The sequence below is a fragment of the Janthinobacterium sp. NKUCC06_STL genome, assembly GCF_019345455.1.
In the GTDB taxonomy this organism is placed as follows: Bacteria; Pseudomonadota; Gammaproteobacteria; order Burkholderiales; family Burkholderiaceae_D; genus Janthinobacterium; species Janthinobacterium rivuli.
In genome coordinates this window covers 1-16,553 of record NZ_JAHKQY010000001.1, presented here as the reverse complement: position 1 = coordinate 16,553, position 16,553 = coordinate 1, and the positions used below count along the sequence as shown (strand labels likewise).

Below are 16,553 nucleotides of genomic sequence, written 5' to 3'. Positions count from 1 at the left end.
AATGAGCAGACCTTCTTATGCCCGTTATCTGTCCATCCTCACGCTGGTGTTGCTGTCCTGCGCCTGCCTGGTATGCGCCTTTGTGTACATCGTCGACCCCTACAATTTATATGGCGTGGCAAGGCGCGAAAACTTCAACGCCGTCAAACCTGGGCTGGAACGCTACCAGAGCCAGATCAAGCACGAACACGCGCTGCGCTTGCGGCCGCGCTTCATCATCCTGGGCAACTCGCGCGCCGAGATCGGCTTCGATCCGCGTGCCGCTGCATTTGGCGCAATGCAGGGCGCTGGCTACAACATGGGAATTCCCGGCACGGGGATGGCGACGGCCATCAGCCAGTTCGGGCAGCTGACCCAGGCTGGAATCAAGCCGGGGACGGTGATCGTGGGCCTTGAATTCATCGATTTTCTGACGCCGGCCATCGCGCCGCCGGCGCGCACAGAGGCGCCGTCCGGCCATCTTCCTGGATTTTGGCGTTTCGATACCTTGTTTTCTCTGGCCTCGGTCAAGGACGCCGTGAAGACCCCGCTTATCCAGCATGACAAGGCGGCGTTCACCATCGAGCCAAGCGGCCTCAATCCTGCGCTGGACTATGGCGCGCAAGCGGTCCGCGATGGCTATGACAAGGTATTCAGGCATCGGGCGCAGAAAAGCGCCGCCCGATTTGTCACCATGTCGAAAACCGATTTTGCTGACGGCGATTTTCAATCGCTGCACGAGTTCTTGCTGGCGATGTCGGCCACGCAGGCCGATATCAAGCTGGTGATCTATCCCTACCACGCGCAGATGCTCACCCTGTTTGAAGGAGCAGGCCTGTGGCCCCTGTTCGAGGAGTGGAAACAGCAGGTGGTGCAGGAAGTGGCGGCAGTAAAGGAAAAGAACCCTTCCGCCAGCATCAGCGTGACCGATTTCAGCGGCTTTGGCCCTTACAACTGCGAGCCGATTCCCACGCAACAACAGCGCCACGCCAGCACGCGCTGGTACTGGGAAGCAGGGCACTTCAAGAAGGCACTGGGCGACATCGTCATGCAGCGCGTCATGACGCACAAGGGCGGTGCGCCGGACGATGGCCAGTTCGGCATGCCGCTGACCAGCGCCACCTTGGCGGCGAATCGCGACAGGATTGCCGCCGAGCGCCGCGCCTGCGAGGCGGCGCAGCCAGCGATGTTCGCTTTCTCGAAAAAACTGTTTGAAAAATCGTTGGAGAGGGCATCCATACGCAGATAAAGGAAGAAAGACCGAGGTAGATACTACACAAATAGTAAACATAAGGAGGCCAGGCCAGTTCGCCCAAGCCCCGATACCAGATTGCACGCATACCGGAGGAGACATGAATTTCGCAGCATTTTATCAACGCTCGATCGACACGCCAGAGGCTTTCTGGCGCGAGGAAGCGGACAAGATCGACTGGAACGCCCCGTTTTCGCAAGTGCTCGATTTTTCCCGGCCGCCGTTCGCCAAGTGGTTTGTCGACGGCACCACGAATTTGTGCCACAACGCCGTAGACCGCTGGGTGGATAGCCAGGGCGATGCCGCCGCGCTGATCGCCATTTCCACCGAGACGAACACGGAGCGCAGCTACAGCTTTCGCGAACTGCAGCGCGAGGTGGAGCGCTGCGCCGCCATGTTGCTGTCGCTGGGCGTGGTCAAGGGCGACCGCGTCCTGATCTACATGCCGATGATCGCCGAGGCGGCGTTCGCCATGCTCGCTTGCGCCCGCATCGGCGCCGTGCATTCTGTGGTGTTCGGCGGCTTTGCCGCCAACAGCCTGGCCAGCCGCATCGACGATGCGCAGCCCAAGCTGGTGTTTTCCGCCGATGCCGGTTCGCGCAATGGCAAGGCGATTGCCTACAAGCCGCTGCTCGACGAAGCCATCCGCATCGCCGCGCACAAGCCGCGGCAGGTGCTGCTGGTCGACCGCCATCTGGTGCCGATGCAACTGACGCCGGGCCGCGACGTCGATTACGCGGCCCTGCGCGAGCGGCACCTGGATGCGCAGGTTCCCGTCACCTGGCTCGAATCGAACGAGCCGTCGTACGTGCTGTACACCTCGGGTACGACGGGCAAACCGAAGGGCGTGCAGCGCGACGTGGGCGGCTACGCGGTGGCGCTGGCGTCGTCGATGCAGTACAACTTCTGCGGCAAGCCCGGCGAAACCTTCTTCGCCACCTCGGATATCGGCTGGGTGGTGGGCCATTCCTACATCGTGTACGGTCCGCTGATCGCCGGCATGGCCACCATCCTGTACGAGGGTTTGCCCACCTGTCCTGATGCGGGCATCTGGTGGAGCATCGTCGATAAATACAAGGTCACGCGCATGTTCTCGGCGCCGACGGCCATCCGCGTGCTGCGCAAGCACCCGGTGGAACTGATGCGCAAATACGACCTGTCGTCATTGAAGGCGCTGTACCTGGCGGGCGAGCCGCTCGACGAAACCACGTCGCAATGGATCGCCGATGAACTGAAAGTGGACATCATCGACAACTACTGGCAGACGGAGACGGGCTGGCCGATTCTCTCGGTGGCGAAAGGCGTGGCCGACACGCCGACGCGCCTGGGCAGCCCCGGCCTGGCCATGTACGGCTACCAGGTCAGGCTGCTCAACGAAGCGACGGGCGAGGAGTGCGGCGCGAACGAGAAGGGCGTGCTGGTGCTGGAAGGCCCGCTGCCGCCCGGCTGCATGCAGACGGTGTACGGCGACGATGCGCGTTTCGTCGACACCTACTGGTCCACCTTCAGCGGCCGGCAAGTGTATTCCACCTTCGACTGGGGCCTGCGCGATGCGGATGGCTATTATTTTATTCTGGGCCGCACGGACGACGTGATCAACGTGGCCGGCCACCGCCTGGGCACGCGCGAAATCGAGGAAAGCATCACCAGCCATCCGAACGTGTCGGAAGTGGCGGTGGTGGGCGTGGAGGACAAGCTCAAAGGCCAGGTGGCGATGGCGTTCGTGATCCTGAAGGATCCGCAGGGTTTCGACAGCGTTGACGCGAAAGCGGTGCTGGAGCGCGAAGTGATGGCGGTGGTCGACCGCCAGCTGGGCGCCGTGGCGCGGCCCGCGCGCGTGCTGTTCGTGGCGCAGCTGCCGAAGACGCGTTCGGGCAAGCTGCTGCGCCGTTCGATCCAGGCCATCTGCGAAGGGCGCAGCCCGGGCGACCTGACGTCGATGGATGATCCGGCCGCGCTGCAGCAGATCCAGGCAGCGCTGGCATAAGCGCCATGACGAGTGCGAAGTTTATCAATCGATAAACTTCGCGTTCAAATGCGGTCGCTTTCCTTGCGCACGACCCTGCCCACGATCAGGCATTCATTGCCGCGGCACAGCTTGCGGTGGTATTTACGCTGGTCCGGGTTGTCCGACGTCAGCCACCATTCGCCGATATCGCGCGCCATGCGTTTGACCACCGGTTCGCCTTCATAGTTGATGGCGAATACCACGCCATCGGCCGGCCGGCTGTCGGCCGTATTGATGATCACCACGTCGTCCTCGTACAGGGCCGGCTCCATGCTCTCGCCCTTGACCTTGATCGCCACCAGTTTTTCAGGGTGGTAGCCATTGCGCTCGACCCAGCTGCGCGGCACGCTGATGGTGCTGCCGTCGTGCGTTTCCGGTTCGATGGCAAAGCCCGTGATGCCCGCCGACAGGCGCAGTTTCACCTTGCGGATCGGGTAAAAGCGCTCGTCCTCGCCATCTTCCACGATCACGGGCTGCGCGCCGGCCAGCGCGCGCGCGGCCATGGCTGCCTGGTCGGGCGCCGCGCCCTGGTCGAAGTACATGCTGTCCAGTTGCAGGTCCGCTTCCAGCTTGCGCGCGATCTTTTCGCTGAAGGCACGGCCCTCGCGGTAGCTGGGCGAGAGGATTTGCGAGATGCGCGCCTCGCTCCAGCCGCTGACGTCGGAAATTTTCTTGCGCGTGTTGTCGTAATGCTCGCGGATCAGGGCCAGCAGGCGGTCGCGTCTGTATTGATACATATTCATCTCCACATTAAACCTGAAATTTACCGTTTGATAAATTACCAAATGCTTGACTTTAACATTAGCGATTGATAAAGTCCACTCGTTGCCTGTCGCAAACGCACTACAGCGTCTGCCGGTTGGCGGCACCACGGGAGGTCAGGCAGATGTTGAACAGCAGTCAGTTGGTTGAAAGCAGGGCGGCGCCACGGCAGGGGCGCCAGTTACAGGGACGCAGCAAGAAGTCGCAGCTGCACATCGCCCGCATCGCGCAGTACATCCGCGAGCAGGGCCAGGCCAGCGCGGCGCAATTATCCGCCTTGCTGGGACTCGATGCGGGCACCATGAGCCGCTATTTGCGCCACATGTGCGGCATGGGACAGATCCACCTGGCGCAGCGCCATTGCACGGAACCGGGGCGCCAGCGGCCCGCCCTGTACGCACTGGGCGAACAGGATGACGAGGTCGATGGCTGGGCCGAGCTGCCGCCGCAAGTGCGCCGCACGGCCAGCTGGACACGCGGCACGGCCAGCCGCGATCCGCTGGTGGCGGCCCTGTTTGGCCCGGCACAGAATAACAACGATTAGTATCAACGAGGAGAAATCATGGGGTTTGCAGAAAAATTCATCGCATCGCTGTCGTCGCAGAATCTGCGCGACGATGCCGTCCACCACGACCTGGATGTCATCGCGGCCGCCGCGCTGGCCGGCGACATGGGCGCCTTGCTGTGCCGCGTCAAGTATGCGGACGGCACGGTCAGCCGCCTGTTTGAAGGCAATGCGGGCAATCTCGCGCAGCTGCTGCGCGCCTGGACGGCGGCCGTGACGCAGAAGGGCCGCGCGCGGCGCTGGGTCAAGGCGAACACGGCCTGGGATGCGCAGGCCGCCAACACCTTGTACCGCCGCGTGGCCGAAGCGTCGCTCGCGCATTGGCTCGACAGCAAATGCAAGGTCTGCCACGGCACGGGCGTCGCCGCCGCCATGCAGGCCGGCGCGCCTGTCGTTTGCAAGGCGTGCCACGGTGGTGGCGAAGCGGCCATCAGCTGTTCCGGCGGCTTCGAGCTCGAACGCATCAAGGACATGGTCAGCGAACTGGAAGGCATCTTCCAGTCGCACAGCGCCCGCGCCATGCGCCGCCTCGGTCACTGACAAAAATTTTGCAATATGCCCGGCACTGAAAAAAACGCCCCTACAATAGAGTCTCGATCACGCAGCAACAGCAACACAGCCAATACCGCAGTACACCACATGCTTCTCCACTCGTAATAGACGCGCTTTCGGCGCGACACCGATAGGGGAAATCAGCGCAGCGAACGGCCTTCATGGCCCCTTCGCCCACTATCCATCCGGCATGGCCTCGCGCCATCCGGACGCCAGCCCGCCGCCTCGCCGCGTGTGGGTTTGTTCATTTCCCCACCTGCATAAATACTGTCTCACTCTTTCCTGGAAATGCGACGGCGATGCTCGTGCTGTCGGCCTTTGATATTCCTCCCTAGCTGCGCATCCTCACTCCCACCACCTGAAAGGCAACCATGGCCCTCGAAACCACCGCCGCCGGCGGCGCATTGATCAAACTGTTTGGCGTGCCCGTGCTGGCTGGCGCCGCCGCCACGTCGCTGGGCTTCATGTTCATGTGGCCCCGATCCACCAAGGAGGCATTTATTCGTTTTTGTTCCAGCATCATCATTTCCACCTTTCTCGGCCCCGTGCTGGTGGCCGCCGTGCTGTCGTGGTGGCCCAGCCTGTTCGACAGCGCGAAGACCGTGGCGAGCCTGTATGGCGGCGATCCGGCCACGGGTTTCTTGTTCATCGCCGCGCCCGTGATGGTGGCGGCCGGCTTGCCCGCCTGGTGGGTGCTGGGCGCCTGCGTGCGCTGGTTCGACAAGCGGCGTGGCAAGGATATCGGCGAACTGGCTGCCGATGCGGCCGCTGCCGTCAAGGATGTGCGGGGCATGCTGTGACAGGCGCCCAATTGATGCAGATCATGCCCTTGGCTGGCCGCCGCGCTACGCTGTTCCTGGCGCCCTTGAATGCGGCGATGTCCGAGTTCGATATTGATACGCCGCTGCGCCGGGCGTCGTTCCTGGCGCAGGTGGGCCACGAATCGGGACAGTTGCGCTATGTGCGCGAATTGGCCAGCGGCGCGGCTTATGAGGGGAGGGCGGATCTGGGTAATGTGATCGCTGGCGATGGCGTGCGCTTCAAGGGACGCGGCTTGCTGCAGGTGACGGGGCGCGCCAACTATGCGGCGTGCGGTGTGGCGCTGGGCCAGGACTTGCTGGCGGCGCCGCAGTTGCTGGAGGCGACGACTTTCGCGTGCCGCTCGGCGGGCTGGTTCTGGCAAACGCGCGGCTTGAACGGTCTGGCCGACGCGGGTGATCAGGAACGGGTGACGCGCCACATCAACGGTGGCGTGAACGGCCTGGCCGAGCGCCTGGCCTTGTATGCGGCAGCGCGCAAGGTGCTGGCATGAAGCCGTCGTTGTTGGTGCTGGCCATGCTGGTGCTGCTGGGCGCAGCCGTGTTTTGCGCGCAACGCTGGGGACATGAGGCGGGCCTTGCCGCGTGCGCGGCGCAAGTACAGGAGGTGCAGGGGCTGTTGCGGCGCCAGAAGCAGGCGCTTAATGTGATGCGAGAGGAGGGCGCGCGCCGGTCGGCGCGGGTAGGGCAGGCATTGGCCAGTGCGCAGGCAGGGCAGGCAGAGGCGCAAGCGGCAGCGGCGCGCATCCTGGCGCTGCAGCCCGAAGGCGACGCCTGCCGTGCTGCCGAGGCGCTGATCGCCAGTGAAATGCCATGAGGCCGCTGAGTGAAAGTGAGAGTGAAAGTGGGAGGAGTGTGCGGTGGCGGGCAAGGAGGCGCAGTATCAAGTGCGCCGCCGAGCTATTGCTGGTGAGTTTATTGACCGGCTGTGCGGCGTGGGCGCCGGCATCGAAGGTGGAAGCTTGGCCGGTGAGCGCGCCTTGCCTGGTCACGCGCCCAGTCGCGCCCGCCTTGCCGGCGGTGCCATCGCACGGCATCTTCGAGCAAGTGCAAGCCTTGCTGGCGCGCGAGCAATTGCGTGCCGCCCATGTGCGGCAACTGGAAGCGCTGATCGATGCCTGCTCCGGGGCTAATAACTCCTGACAACGCTTGATTGCGCCTGACAACACCGTGGCGGGTGGAAGGAGGGCACGGCTCCGGTTTGCTCAGGAAGCGCCACTGCACGAAGTATGTGGAAGTATGTGGCTTTGAAGCGGTGAGCGTCGCGGGCCGCGCATGACGACGCGCGGCAGGTTTTGACAGGCGTTCCTGGATTCAATCACCAGTCACCAGTCACCAATGGCCTGCCAGCGCTGCCGCCTTTTGCCGCCTTCTGGTGCAGGCGCGGGGCGGCATGCGAGAAAACGGTGCATCCACCGCCCAATTGCTTGATCTCTGGTGAATTTCGGCACAATTTCTGTATACAATCCACCTGGCACGATGCGTGCATGGCATATCTTGGTCGTCCCATCCAAGGAGCTTCGCATGCCTCATCCGCCGCCACTGTGTTCCTGTCGTCCCGTTTCTCTCTTGCTTTTCCCTTTCACCTGCGCCCATCCGGGCCGCGGCAACCCAGGAAATGGAGCGTAAATGGCCACTCCCCGATTGAAATCGATCCACCGCAGCGTGCCGGGCGCCACGCCTGCCGCGCCATCGCCTGTCGATGAAATCCTGCCTGCCGGAAAACTGTTTACCTTGGGCTTGCAGCACGTGCTCGTCATGTATGCGGGCGCCATCGCCGTGCCGCTGATCGTCGGCCGCGCCCTCAAGTTGCCGCCCGAGCAGGTGGCGGCATTGATCAGTGCCGACCTGTTCTGCTGCGGCCTCGTGACCCTGATCCAGTCCCTCGGGATAGGCAAGTACTTCGGCATCCGCCTGCCCGTCATGATGGGCGTCACCTTTGCCGCCGTCAGTCCCATGCTGGCCATGGCGAACAATCCGGCCCTGGGCATCACGGGCATCTTTGGCGCCGTGATCGGCGCCGGCGTCGTTTCCATGCTGATCGCTCCCTTCATCAGCCGCCTGCTGGCCCTGTTTCCGCCCGTGGTCACGGGCAGCATCATCGCCGTGATCGGCGTATCGCTGATGCGCGTGGGCGTGAACTGGGCCATGGGCGGGCCGCCTGCCATGGCGCAGATCGCCGATCCCGCCTTCCTCAAGATGGCCGCTGCCGCCACGGCGGCGGGCTTGCCAGCGCCGCCCGGCCCCGTGCCCCTGATTGCCAATCCCGGCTATGGTGCGCTGGACAACATGGGCATCGCCTTCTTCGTGCTGGCCGTCATCTTGCTGGTGGCCAAGTATGGCCGTGGTTTCCTGTCGAATATTGCGGTACTGATCGGCATCATCGCCGGCACGGCGCTGTCGTTTGCACTGGGCAAGGCTGATTTCGCCAAGGTGGCCAGCGCCAAGGCCTTTGCCATCGTCACGCCGTTCCAGTTCGGCATGCCGACCTTCGACGTGGTTGCCATCGTCACCATGAGCCTGGTGATGATCGTCGTCATGATCGAGTCGCTGGGCATGTTTCTGGCGCTGGGAGAGATGACGGACAAGCGCATCACGCAGGCCGACATCAGCCGCGGCCTGCGCGTCGATGGGCTCGGTACCCTGATCGGCGGCATCTTCAACACTTTTCCGTACACCTCGTTCTCGCAAAACGTGGGCCTGGTGGGCGTGACGGGCGTGCGCAGCCGCTGGGTCTGCGTGGCGGCCGGCCTTATATTGCTCGTCATGGGCGTGATCCCGAAGATCGCGCAGACAGCCGAAGCCGTGCCGGCGTTCGTGCTGGGCGGGGCAGGGCTGGTGATGTTCGGCATGGTCGCCGCCACCGGCATCCGCATCTTGGCCGGCGTCGACTACAAGAGCAACCGCAACAACCTGTTCATCGTGGCCCTGTCGATCGGCTTCGGCATGCTGCCGCTGGTGGCGGAACAATACGCGCAGCACATGCCCAAGGCCCTGTCGCCGTTGTTGCACAGCGGCATCCTGCTGGCCGCCATCGTCGCCGTGCTGCTTAACCTGTTCTTCAATGGCCTGGCGTCGCAGGAAAGGGCACGGGAGCAGGCGCGTGAGAACAGCCATGGCAGCGAGTAAGGCGCCGCCCGGTGCCATGAATGCGGGTTAGCCGGGCGGCAGAATCCTCAGCACCACGCAATTGCGTCCCGCATCCTTGGCCTGGTACAGGGCGGCATCGGCCAGGCGCAGCAGCGCGTCCGGATCGGCGGCGCCTGGCGCCGACTGCACCGCGATGCCGACGCTGATCGTCACCTGCTGCGCGTCCGTGCTCGCGTGGACGATGTCCAGATCTTCGATGGCGCGCCGCAGCGCTTCGCCGATCTGGCGCGCTTCGTCCGCGCCCGTGTTTGGCAGCACGATCGAAAACTCTTCGCCGCCGTAGCGCGCCGTCAGGTCGCCCGCGCGCCGCATGCCGCCCGCCAGCGCTTGCGCGACCCGGATCAGGCATGCGTCGCCGGCCTGATGGCCATGCCGGTCGTTGAATAGCTTGAAGTAATCGACGTCGAGCATGATGACGGCAAGCGGCTGGCCAAGGCGCGTGGTGCGCGCGCATTCGGTGCGCAGCACGTCGTCAAAATGGCGCCGGTTCGACAGGCCCGTCAGGCCGTCGGTGATGGACAGCGTCGCCAGCTTGCGGTTGGCGTCTTCCAGCTGTTCCGTGCGCTCGGCAACGCGCCGTTCGAGGCTGTCATGCAGCCTGGCGCTGGAGATCGAGATCATCGCCTGCGCGCCGAGCATGCGCAGGAACGCGATGCGTTCTTCCGTAAACGAGGCGTCGGCCAGCCGGTTTTCAAAGTACAGGATGCCGTCGATCTGCCCGCCGTGCCGGATCGGCAGGCACATGACGGCGCGCGGCAGGTGCGACTGCACGTACGGGTCGGCGGCAAAACGCGAGGCGCCCGTGATGCAGTCTTCGATCACCTCCGCGCCAGTGCGGATGACGTAGCGCAGCAGCGACAGCGGAAATTGCGGGTCGCTGGCGGCGTTCAGGTCGAGCTGGCGCGCTTGCAGCACGGTGACGCCATCGCCATCGATATTGGCTTCCAGCCGATAGCTGCCTTCGGACAGCAGCAGCAGGCGCGCCACCTGCCCGCCGGCGTTTTCGCACACGATGGCAATGAGGCGTGTCAGCACGTTGCGCAGGCCGACTTCGTTCGACAGGATTTGGGCCGCCTTCAGCAGCGACACCAGGTCGAGCGCCGAACTGCCGTGCGTGTGGGAGACGGAATACCGCTGCGTGCCGCGCCCCTCCATCCTTGACAGCAGCGCGGTATGGGCCTCGCGCAGCTGCGCCACCTTGCCCTCCGCACCCCATTGGCCATAATGGGCGATGGCATCGCGGATGAAGACGGCGGCCACGCGCGGCTGTCCCTGCTCGCACCAGCATTCGCCGCATAGTTCATTGCCCAGCGCTTGCATGTTGACGTAGCCCGCGAGCGCCGCGGCGTCGATCGCCTGCTGGTAGAGGCGCGTGGCCAGTTGCAGGTCGTCCTGGTAGCGCGCCATTTCTGCCATCACCAGCAGGTGTTTGGCGGCGCTATTGTCCGAGCCTTGCCTTGCCCACGCGGCAAGGTTCTCCTGCAGCGTGCCGATCATGGCCAGCATGGCGCCTGCGTCGGGACGTGCGGGAGCGCGCCGCAACGCGCGCATCAGGATCAGCGCGGCGTAGAAGCTGCATTCGGCAACCTTGGCCTGGCCGCGCATGATCTGCGTGACCATGCCGAGCTGGCCGGCCAGCAGTTCGGCGTCGGCGCTGTCGAACAGGTAGGCGTTGCGGATCTTCCCTTGCAGGAAGTAGGCGCGGTACAGCTGCGAGTCGCCATATTGTGCGAGGAAGCGCGCCTCGCTGAAGGTGGCATCGTCGTAGCTGTCGTGACGGGGCAGGAGTCCCATCAGGCATTTGATTGGCTGGACCGCGGCGGCGACGCAGCAATCGGCCATCGCCTGCTGGCCGTTGGCGCGCATCAGCGCCAGGTCGTGCCCGATGTCGTGCATCAGGTGCGGCAGGTAGTCGCCAAGGATGATGCGGTCGGTGGCGCGCACGGCCGTCACCACGCCGACCTGCACGAAATCGGCGATTTCCAGCGCCCAGCCAAACGCCTCTTCGTACAGGGCGTCGGAGCTGCGCAGCGGCTGCGTCCAGTGGTTGCTGAGCGCGCCGAACATCAGCCCCGTGAGCGTGCGCGTCTGCAGATTGGCACGGCGCCTGGCCAGCGCCATCGCCATCGCGCCAAAGTCGTAGCCGCGTGCGATGTCGCCGCTGTACAGCGCCAGCATCATCGCGTAGCCGACATAGGCGACGGCGCTGAAATCGCTGTTCCCCCGCTGCATGGACAGGCGCGTCATCGACACCACCATCAGCGCGCTGAGATCCTGCTGGCCGGCGTAATAGCTGGCCATCCACAGGCCCTGCATCATCTGCATCGCGGCCACCGCCTCCGGTTCGCACATGTCGGCCGCCGCCAGCAAGGTCTCGGGCGCCTGCGCGCCAGGCTGGCGCCCGATGTCGGCGAGGATATCGGCGAAGCGCGCCTTCATGTGCGCCACATCGTGCGGAATGTCGATGTCCAGCTGCGCCAGGCCGTCGCGCTGCACGGCGATGGCGTCGAGCAGGCGGCCCTGTAATTGATACTGGTGCGCCTGGATGGCAATGCAGCGCGCTTGCAGCAAGGGGTTCAGGGCGCGGGCGCGCACCACTGGATAAATCGCCTCGGCGGCATCGAACTGGCCACACAGGTAGGCCGCTTCGGCCGCGCCCAGCTGCAGATCGAGCCAGAACTCGGCGTGGATGCTCCATGCGTCCGCCGGCAGCAGGTCGAGACCGATCCGCATGTGCTCGAGGGTGGACTGGAACGCGGCGGAGCGCCTTGCCTTGACGCCGGCCTGGAGATTGAGCATCGCCAGCTGCGCGCGTTCGTCCGCATCGCCAATCAACGCGCGACCGGCGTTGAGCTGCTCGACGATGTCAAACAGCGTCTCGTCCTGGCGCTCCGGCGGCGTATGCCGCAGCAGCAAGCGGCCGATGAGAAGATGGTTGGCCACGCGCGTACCGGCATCGGCGACCAGGTAGGCTGCCTGCTGCACCCGGTCGTGCAGGAAGCGGTAGCTGACGCCGCTGTTGCCAGCAGTGGTGTCGCCATTGACGTATTTATAGCGTTCGTCGAGCGGCTGGATCAATCCCGCCCTGAGCGCCGGCCAAAGGTCTTGCTGCGTTTGTCGCGCTGTGCGGCCCACCGCCAGGGTGAGCGTGTCGAGCGTGAAGCGGTTGCCGCTGGAGGCGGCCAGTTGCAGCAGGTGCTGTGTGATTGCGGGCAGGCGGCGGATTTTTTCCAGCAGCACCTCGACCACGTTGTCGGTGTATCTGGCCTGTTCGATCGCGGGCAAGTCCCAGTCCCAGCAATCGTCGGCGGGCCGGTAGCGCAGGTGGCCCGATTCGTTGAGCGCAGCGAGGAACTGGTTGAGGAAAAACGGATTGCCGGCCGTCTTGCGGTAGCAAATGCTGGTCAGCGGCGCGCAGGCGTGGGCCGGCACGCGCACGCTGGCCGAGACCATTTGCGCCACCTGCGGCTCGGTCAGTGCGCTCAGTAACAGCGTCGACAGGCGTACCTCACGGGCGAGCAGCTTGTCGCGCAGCGCGATGAGCGGATGCGCGGCGCCCACCTCGTTGTCGCGGTACGCGCCGATGAACAGCAGGCAGCTCTTGTCGCAGGAGACCATCAGCAGCTCGACCATCCGCAAGGTGGCCGCATCGGCCCATTGCAGGTCGTCGAGGAACAGTACCAGAGGATGCCCGGCGCAGGCGAAGACTTCGACGAAGCGGGGGAAGAGGCGGTCCAGGCGCCACTGGACCTGTGCCGGCGCCGATGCGGGCATCGCGTCGGTGGCGCCGACGATCAGGGCCAGCTGGGGAATCAGCTCGACGATCACGCCCACGCCGCTGCCCAAGGCCTGGTGCAGTTTTGCGGACCACTGCCGCAGCGTTTCCTCGGGCTGGCCGAGCAACTGGCGCACCAATCCTTGGAAGGCCTGGATCAGCGAGGCATACGGCACGTCGCGCTGGAGCTGGTCGAATTTCCCGGACAGGAAGCAGCCGCGCCGGGCGATGATGGGCTTTTGCACTTCGTTGATGACCGCCGACTTGCCGATGCCCGAATGGCCGGCCACCAGCAGCATCTCGCACCTGCCTGCGCTACTGCGCTCAAACGCCGTCAGCAGCGCGACGATGGCATCTTCGCGCCCGTGCAGCGTTTGCGGCACCAGGAAGCGGCCGTTGTGGTCGGACAGCTTGAGCGCCTGCGTGGGCTTTTTCGCGCGGCACGCTGCGAGGTCGCTGCGCAGGCCTTGCAGGCTCTGATAACGCTGATCGGCATTTTTTTCCAGCAGGCGCTGGATGATCGGCAGCAGCTGGCCGGGCAAGCTTGCCAGCGCCGGGTGCGACCAGTCGGGACTGCGCGCAATGTGGCAATGCACGAGTTCCATCTCGTCGTCCGCCTCGAACGGCGCCTGGCCGGTCAGCAATTCGTACAAGGTGGCGCCCAGCGCATAGAAATCGGCGCGCCAGTCGACCCTGCGGTTCATCCGCCCGGTCTGTTCCGGCGCCATGTAGCGCAGCGTGCCTTCGAGGGTCTGGAGGCTGACGATACCATGGCTTTCGTAGGGCAGTTCACAGGCGATGCCGAAATCGATCAGCTGCAGCAGGCGCCGCTCGCCATTCCACACCAGATTGGAGGGATTGATGTCCTTGTGGATCACGCCCTGGCGATGGACCTCGTCCAGCGCGGCGCACAGTTGCAGCGCGATGTCGAAAAAAACGTCCAGCGCCAACGCGGGCTGCGACGGCGTCCTGCGCGCCGCCACCTGTGCGCGCAATAGCTGGTCGAGCGCCAGGCCGCCGGTATCTTCCTGCAGCATGGTCCAGTGCCCGCCATGCAGCTGCAGCGCCAGCGGATGCGCCACGCCAGGGTGGCGGCAGCGGCGCGCGATCGCGTACTCGCGCTTGAATTGCGCCAGTTGCTGGAAGGAGGGGAACTGCTGATTCGGCATCTTGACGATCAGCGCCGTGCCATCGGCCGCCCTGGCGCGGTAAACACGCGAACGGACGCCGCTGTGCAGCTGCTTGATGATTTCGTGGTCGAAAACGGAGCGCATGGGCTGGGCTTGGCGGTACACAGACGGTTGCGGGAGCCCTGGAGGCGCACATTTCGGAATCTTACTTGGTTGTAAGTATTATATCAGCAGGGGGCCGTGGGGGAGGGGGAAGGGTGATGGGGTTTGTTGTAAAAATGCCAGTGGAAGCAGGCGAGTGCGGGTGCGGGAATGGAACACGACGACTGTAACAACTGTAGCGATAGCGGGGAAACATGGGCAGCGTGATGCCCTGGTCATGCTCCGCGCCTAATTGCAGCCCGCCCGACTGGACGCCGCCGTGCAGGTGCTTGGCCAGGCCGATGGTGCCAGCCAGCACGTCCTCGCTCGCGTTCACTGTCCCTTTCGGTCAGGTCTAGCTTGATCGAAATATCGACCGTTTCATGGTTGTTGAAATCGACTTCGAAGGCAATGCCGTGCTTGCGCCGCTCGTCGTTGGCCAGCAGGTCGAGCTGGCGGACTTTCAGCCAGGCGATCAGGACCACCATGATGGCGTCGGCACCGTCCGCGTAGTCGGTGACGATCATCGGGTTTGCGACCTCAGAACATGGCCCGACCTTGTGTCGCTAGTGCATGCTCTTCATCAACACCAGCACGAGGAACACGCCAAGCACGAGGTTGGCCGCCAGCAGCAACATGCAAGTGCGCCACAGCGCGCCCCATTTGCCCAGGTTGTAGGTGCCGCGTAGCTGCAGAAACATGTGCAGGGGCGGCGCCAGGCACACCAGCAATGCGATCAGCCAGCCCTGGTTGAGCATCGCTAGCGGTATCAGCACGGTAAACAGCAAGGACATGAAGCACAGCGAATACAGCACGAAGACCGCATGGTCGTACATGGCCACGCCTGGCTTCCAGAAAAACATCAGCCACACGAAGGGCAGCGAGATCGGGATCAGCAGGAACGAGAACTTGTAGGCCGTGTTCTTGAACTTGTAAAACGCCAGCTCGGGATTCTCTGCGGCGTGATGAAAGCTTTTTTCCAGCTCCGGAAACATGGCGTTGGGATTGGGCGGGCTGGACGCGATCCTGGCGGCAGTCTTGTCGAACCAACCTGGCTCTGTCAGCTCAAGTGCTTCTTCACCGGTCGCTTTTTCGGGCGACACGACGTGCAGCAGGCGTTGCTCGGCTTCGTGGTGCAGCTTGCGCGAAACGGCCAGCGCCTTCTCGACACCAGCGACGCCGACATCGGCCTTGCGGGCCTCCTCCAGCGCCAGCTCATTGCGCTCGACCTTGAGCTTGGCAGACGCGACGTGTTTGGTCAGCGAGGCGATATTGGCGTCGCGGGTGAGGAGCTGGCCGCCGCCGAACGAGGTGGCGAAGAAGGTCAGGAACACCATGAACAGGAACAGCGCGAGCGGCGAAACATAGTTCTTGCGCTGCCCGTCGATGTAGCGGCGCGTCAGACGGCCAGGAAAGGCCACCAGCAGCGGGATCGTCTTCCAGCCCTTGGCGTCGAAGTGCAGGATGCCGTGCACGACTTCTTCGGCCAGGTGCAGCAACGAATGGTGGACGTGGGCTGACTGGCCGCAGGCCTGGCAAAACGCGCCGCCCAGCGGCGCCTGGCAGTTGGCGCAGTTCGCAACGTGCGCGGCACCGGCCGGCTGCGGCGCTTTATCGTCCTCAACCTCGCTGGCCGCCACACCTGCCATCGCCAGGGCGCCGACCGCTTTCAGCTCACTCATCGTGCAACTCCCACCAGGAAAATGGCTGATTGTGCAACAAGGCGCCTGTATGTTCAAGTAATACTGGCAAAAACGGCAGTCGGTATGCTGCCGGACAGTGCCGCAGCGGCACCGCCAATGCCATCGAGCAGAGGGCGAGAGGAGGCGAGAGTCAGGTCCAGAGGGGGCGAGGGGCAGGTCCGGCAATCGAACAAAAACCTAACAGCTTTGCGCTTCAAAGCAGGGGGAATTCTTCGACGCCAGTTCTATAAAAGCTGAGGCCGTGTCCAAATGTCAGACCTCGTATATTGAATATGCCGCATCTCCGTCAGATAATGAGGACGTGGTAGCGGCCAGGCAGAGTGATGCTGATCAGACCGAGTGTCCTTGAACACGTGGGTCAGATAGGTACCTTTGCCTGTTTCATTTTACTAGTCCGAACGGTATCTTGGGCCATCGCGATGTTGCGTAAGCCTGTATACGAGGAAGGTCAAAAATGGATACGGCATGCGCGTTGGTTGGTATTGATGTGAGCAAGAAGAAGCTCGATGTTGCCATGCTTGTGAGCGGCAAGATAAAGGTGAAAGTGGTTGAGAACACCGCCGAGGGGCACAAATCATTGCTTGCATGGCTTAGCAAGTCGTCCGTACCGATGTCGTCAATACACGTCTGTATGGAAGCCACTGGAGTCTATTCTGAGCCAGTGGCGCTGGCCTTGCATCAAGAAGGACTCATTGTTAGCGTAGTCAATCCTGCCTGC

14 protein-coding genes are annotated in these 16,553 nt (G+C 63.7%); 10 read left to right on the top strand and 4 right to left on the bottom strand.

All coding sequences use genetic code 11. The annotated features are described in order from the left end of the window. Position 1 precedes the first annotated feature (1 nt). Together KO539_RS00070 and KO539_RS00065 are read left to right on the top strand one after the other, a co-directional pair. The gene (locus KO539_RS00070) at positions 2-1,228 is read left to right on the top strand and encodes a hypothetical protein (protein WP_219306838.1); all 1,227 of its coding nucleotides are present in this window, start codon (positions 2-4) and stop codon (positions 1,226-1,228) included. Between the two features lie 103 nt (positions 1,229-1,331). After that, positions 1,332-3,218, top strand: a complete 1,887-nt coding sequence (locus KO539_RS00065; RefSeq protein ID WP_219306837.1) for a propionate--CoA ligase — start codon at positions 1,332-1,334, stop codon at positions 3,216-3,218. A 44-nt stretch (positions 3,219-3,262) separates the two neighbouring features. On the opposite strand, the gene KO539_RS00060 is transcribed toward KO539_RS00065, so the two are convergent. After that, the gene (locus tag KO539_RS00060) at positions 3,263-3,976 is read right to left on the bottom strand and encodes a S24 family peptidase (RefSeq protein ID WP_219306836.1); all 714 of its coding nucleotides are present in this window, start codon (positions 3,974-3,976) and stop codon (positions 3,263-3,265) included. A 149-nt stretch (positions 3,977-4,125) separates the two neighbouring features. Here KO539_RS00060 and KO539_RS00055 point away from each other — a divergent pair, with 149 nt between their 5' ends. The 7 genes from KO539_RS00055 to KO539_RS00025 all read left to right on the top strand — a co-directional run bounded on the left by KO539_RS00055 (position 4,126) and on the right by KO539_RS00025 (position 9,065). After that, on the top strand, positions 4,126-4,545 hold the full coding sequence (locus tag KO539_RS00055) for a FeoC-like transcriptional regulator (RefSeq protein ID WP_219306835.1): 420 nt from the start codon (positions 4,126-4,128) through the stop codon (positions 4,543-4,545). 18 nt (positions 4,546-4,563) lie between these two features. Next, positions 4,564-5,106 carry a hypothetical protein gene (locus tag KO539_RS00050; RefSeq protein WP_219306834.1) on the top strand — a complete coding sequence of 181 codons (543 nt, stop codon included), beginning with the start codon at positions 4,564-4,566 and terminating at the stop codon, positions 5,104-5,106. 383 nt (positions 5,107-5,489) lie between these two features. Further along, positions 5,490-5,918, top strand: a complete 429-nt coding sequence (locus KO539_RS00045; RefSeq protein ID WP_219306833.1) for a hypothetical protein — start codon at positions 5,490-5,492, stop codon at positions 5,916-5,918. A 14-nt stretch (positions 5,919-5,932) separates the two neighbouring features. Then, on the top strand, positions 5,933-6,430 hold the full coding sequence (locus KO539_RS00040; RefSeq protein ID WP_176390043.1) for a glycoside hydrolase family 19 protein: 498 nt from the start codon (positions 5,933-5,935) through the stop codon (positions 6,428-6,430). Then, positions 6,427-6,753: a hypothetical protein gene (locus KO539_RS00035; RefSeq protein ID WP_176390042.1), complete on the top strand. Its 327-nt coding sequence runs from the start codon at positions 6,427-6,429 to the stop codon at positions 6,751-6,753. The genes KO539_RS00040 and KO539_RS00035 overlap by 4 nt, the downstream gene beginning before the upstream one ends. 92 nt (positions 6,754-6,845) lie before the next feature. Next, a complete protein-coding gene (locus tag KO539_RS00030) occupies positions 6,846-7,079 on the top strand; it encodes a hypothetical protein (RefSeq protein WP_219306832.1) in 234 nt (77 codons plus the stop codon). A 486-nt stretch (positions 7,080-7,565) separates the two neighbouring features. Beyond that, entirely contained in the window at positions 7,566-9,065 is a 1,500-nt protein-coding gene (locus KO539_RS00025) for a nucleobase:cation symporter-2 family protein (RefSeq protein WP_257626054.1), read from the top strand. A gap of 27 nt (positions 9,066-9,092) precedes the next feature. On the opposite strand, the gene KO539_RS00020 is transcribed toward KO539_RS00025, so the two are convergent. The 3 genes from KO539_RS00020 to KO539_RS00010 form a co-directional block, all read right to left on the bottom strand. Beyond that, positions 9,093-14,135: a diguanylate cyclase domain-containing protein gene (locus tag KO539_RS00020; protein ID WP_219306831.1), complete on the bottom strand. Its 5,043-nt coding sequence runs from the start codon at positions 14,133-14,135 to the stop codon at positions 9,093-9,095. Between the two features lie 233 nt (positions 14,136-14,368). Beyond that, the gene (locus KO539_RS00015; RefSeq protein ID WP_219306830.1) at positions 14,369-14,659 is read right to left on the bottom strand and encodes a phage tail protein; all 291 of its coding nucleotides are present in this window, start codon (positions 14,657-14,659) and stop codon (positions 14,369-14,371) included. Positions 14,660-14,698: 39 nt separating this feature from the next. Further along, positions 14,699-15,814 carry a DUF3667 domain-containing protein gene (locus KO539_RS00010; RefSeq protein ID WP_219306829.1) on the bottom strand — a complete coding sequence of 372 codons (1,116 nt, stop codon included), beginning with the start codon at positions 15,812-15,814 and terminating at the stop codon, positions 14,699-14,701. A gap of 475 nt (positions 15,815-16,289) precedes the next feature. Between KO539_RS00010 and KO539_RS00005 the strand changes: the two genes are divergently transcribed. Continuing rightward, positions 16,290-16,553: transposase (locus KO539_RS00005; RefSeq protein ID WP_219306828.1), on the top strand; the 264-nt coding region annotated here is incomplete at its 3' end.

What these genes read in the sequence shown, in the direction of transcription:
- KO539_RS00010 (WP_219306829.1), bottom strand. Translation starts at nt 15,814, where the DNA reads ATGAGTGAGCTGAAAGCGGTCGGCGCCCTGGCGATGGCAGGTGTGGCG.
- KO539_RS00055 (WP_219306835.1), top strand. Translation starts at nt 4,126, where the DNA reads ATGTTGAACAGCAGTCAGTTGGTTGAAAGCAGGGCGGCGCCACGGCAG.
- KO539_RS00050 (WP_219306834.1), top strand. Translation starts at nt 4,564, where the DNA reads ATGGGGTTTGCAGAAAAATTCATCGCATCGCTGTCGTCGCAGAATCTG.
- KO539_RS00015 (WP_219306830.1), bottom strand. Translation starts at nt 14,659, where the DNA reads ATGATCGTCACCGACTACGCGGACGGTGCCGACGCCATCATGGTGGTC.
- KO539_RS00020 (WP_219306831.1), bottom strand. Translation starts at nt 14,135, where the DNA reads ATGCGCTCCGTTTTCGACCACGAAATCATCAAGCAGCTGCACAGCGGC.
- KO539_RS00065 (WP_219306837.1), top strand. Translation starts at nt 1,332, where the DNA reads ATGAATTTCGCAGCATTTTATCAACGCTCGATCGACACGCCAGAGGCT.
- KO539_RS00060 (WP_219306836.1), bottom strand. Translation starts at nt 3,976, where the DNA reads ATGTATCAATACAGACGCGACCGCCTGCTGGCCCTGATCCGCGAGCAT.
- KO539_RS00035 (WP_176390042.1), top strand. Translation starts at nt 6,427, where the DNA reads ATGAAGCCGTCGTTGTTGGTGCTGGCCATGCTGGTGCTGCTGGGCGCA.
- KO539_RS00040 (WP_176390043.1), top strand. Translation starts at nt 5,933, where the DNA reads ATGCAGATCATGCCCTTGGCTGGCCGCCGCGCTACGCTGTTCCTGGCG.
- KO539_RS00045 (WP_219306833.1), top strand. Translation starts at nt 5,490, where the DNA reads ATGGCCCTCGAAACCACCGCCGCCGGCGGCGCATTGATCAAACTGTTT.
- KO539_RS00025 (WP_257626054.1), top strand. Translation starts at nt 7,566, where the DNA reads ATGGCCACTCCCCGATTGAAATCGATCCACCGCAGCGTGCCGGGCGCC.
- KO539_RS00070 (WP_219306838.1), top strand. Translation starts at nt 2, where the DNA reads ATGAGCAGACCTTCTTATGCCCGTTATCTGTCCATCCTCACGCTGGTG.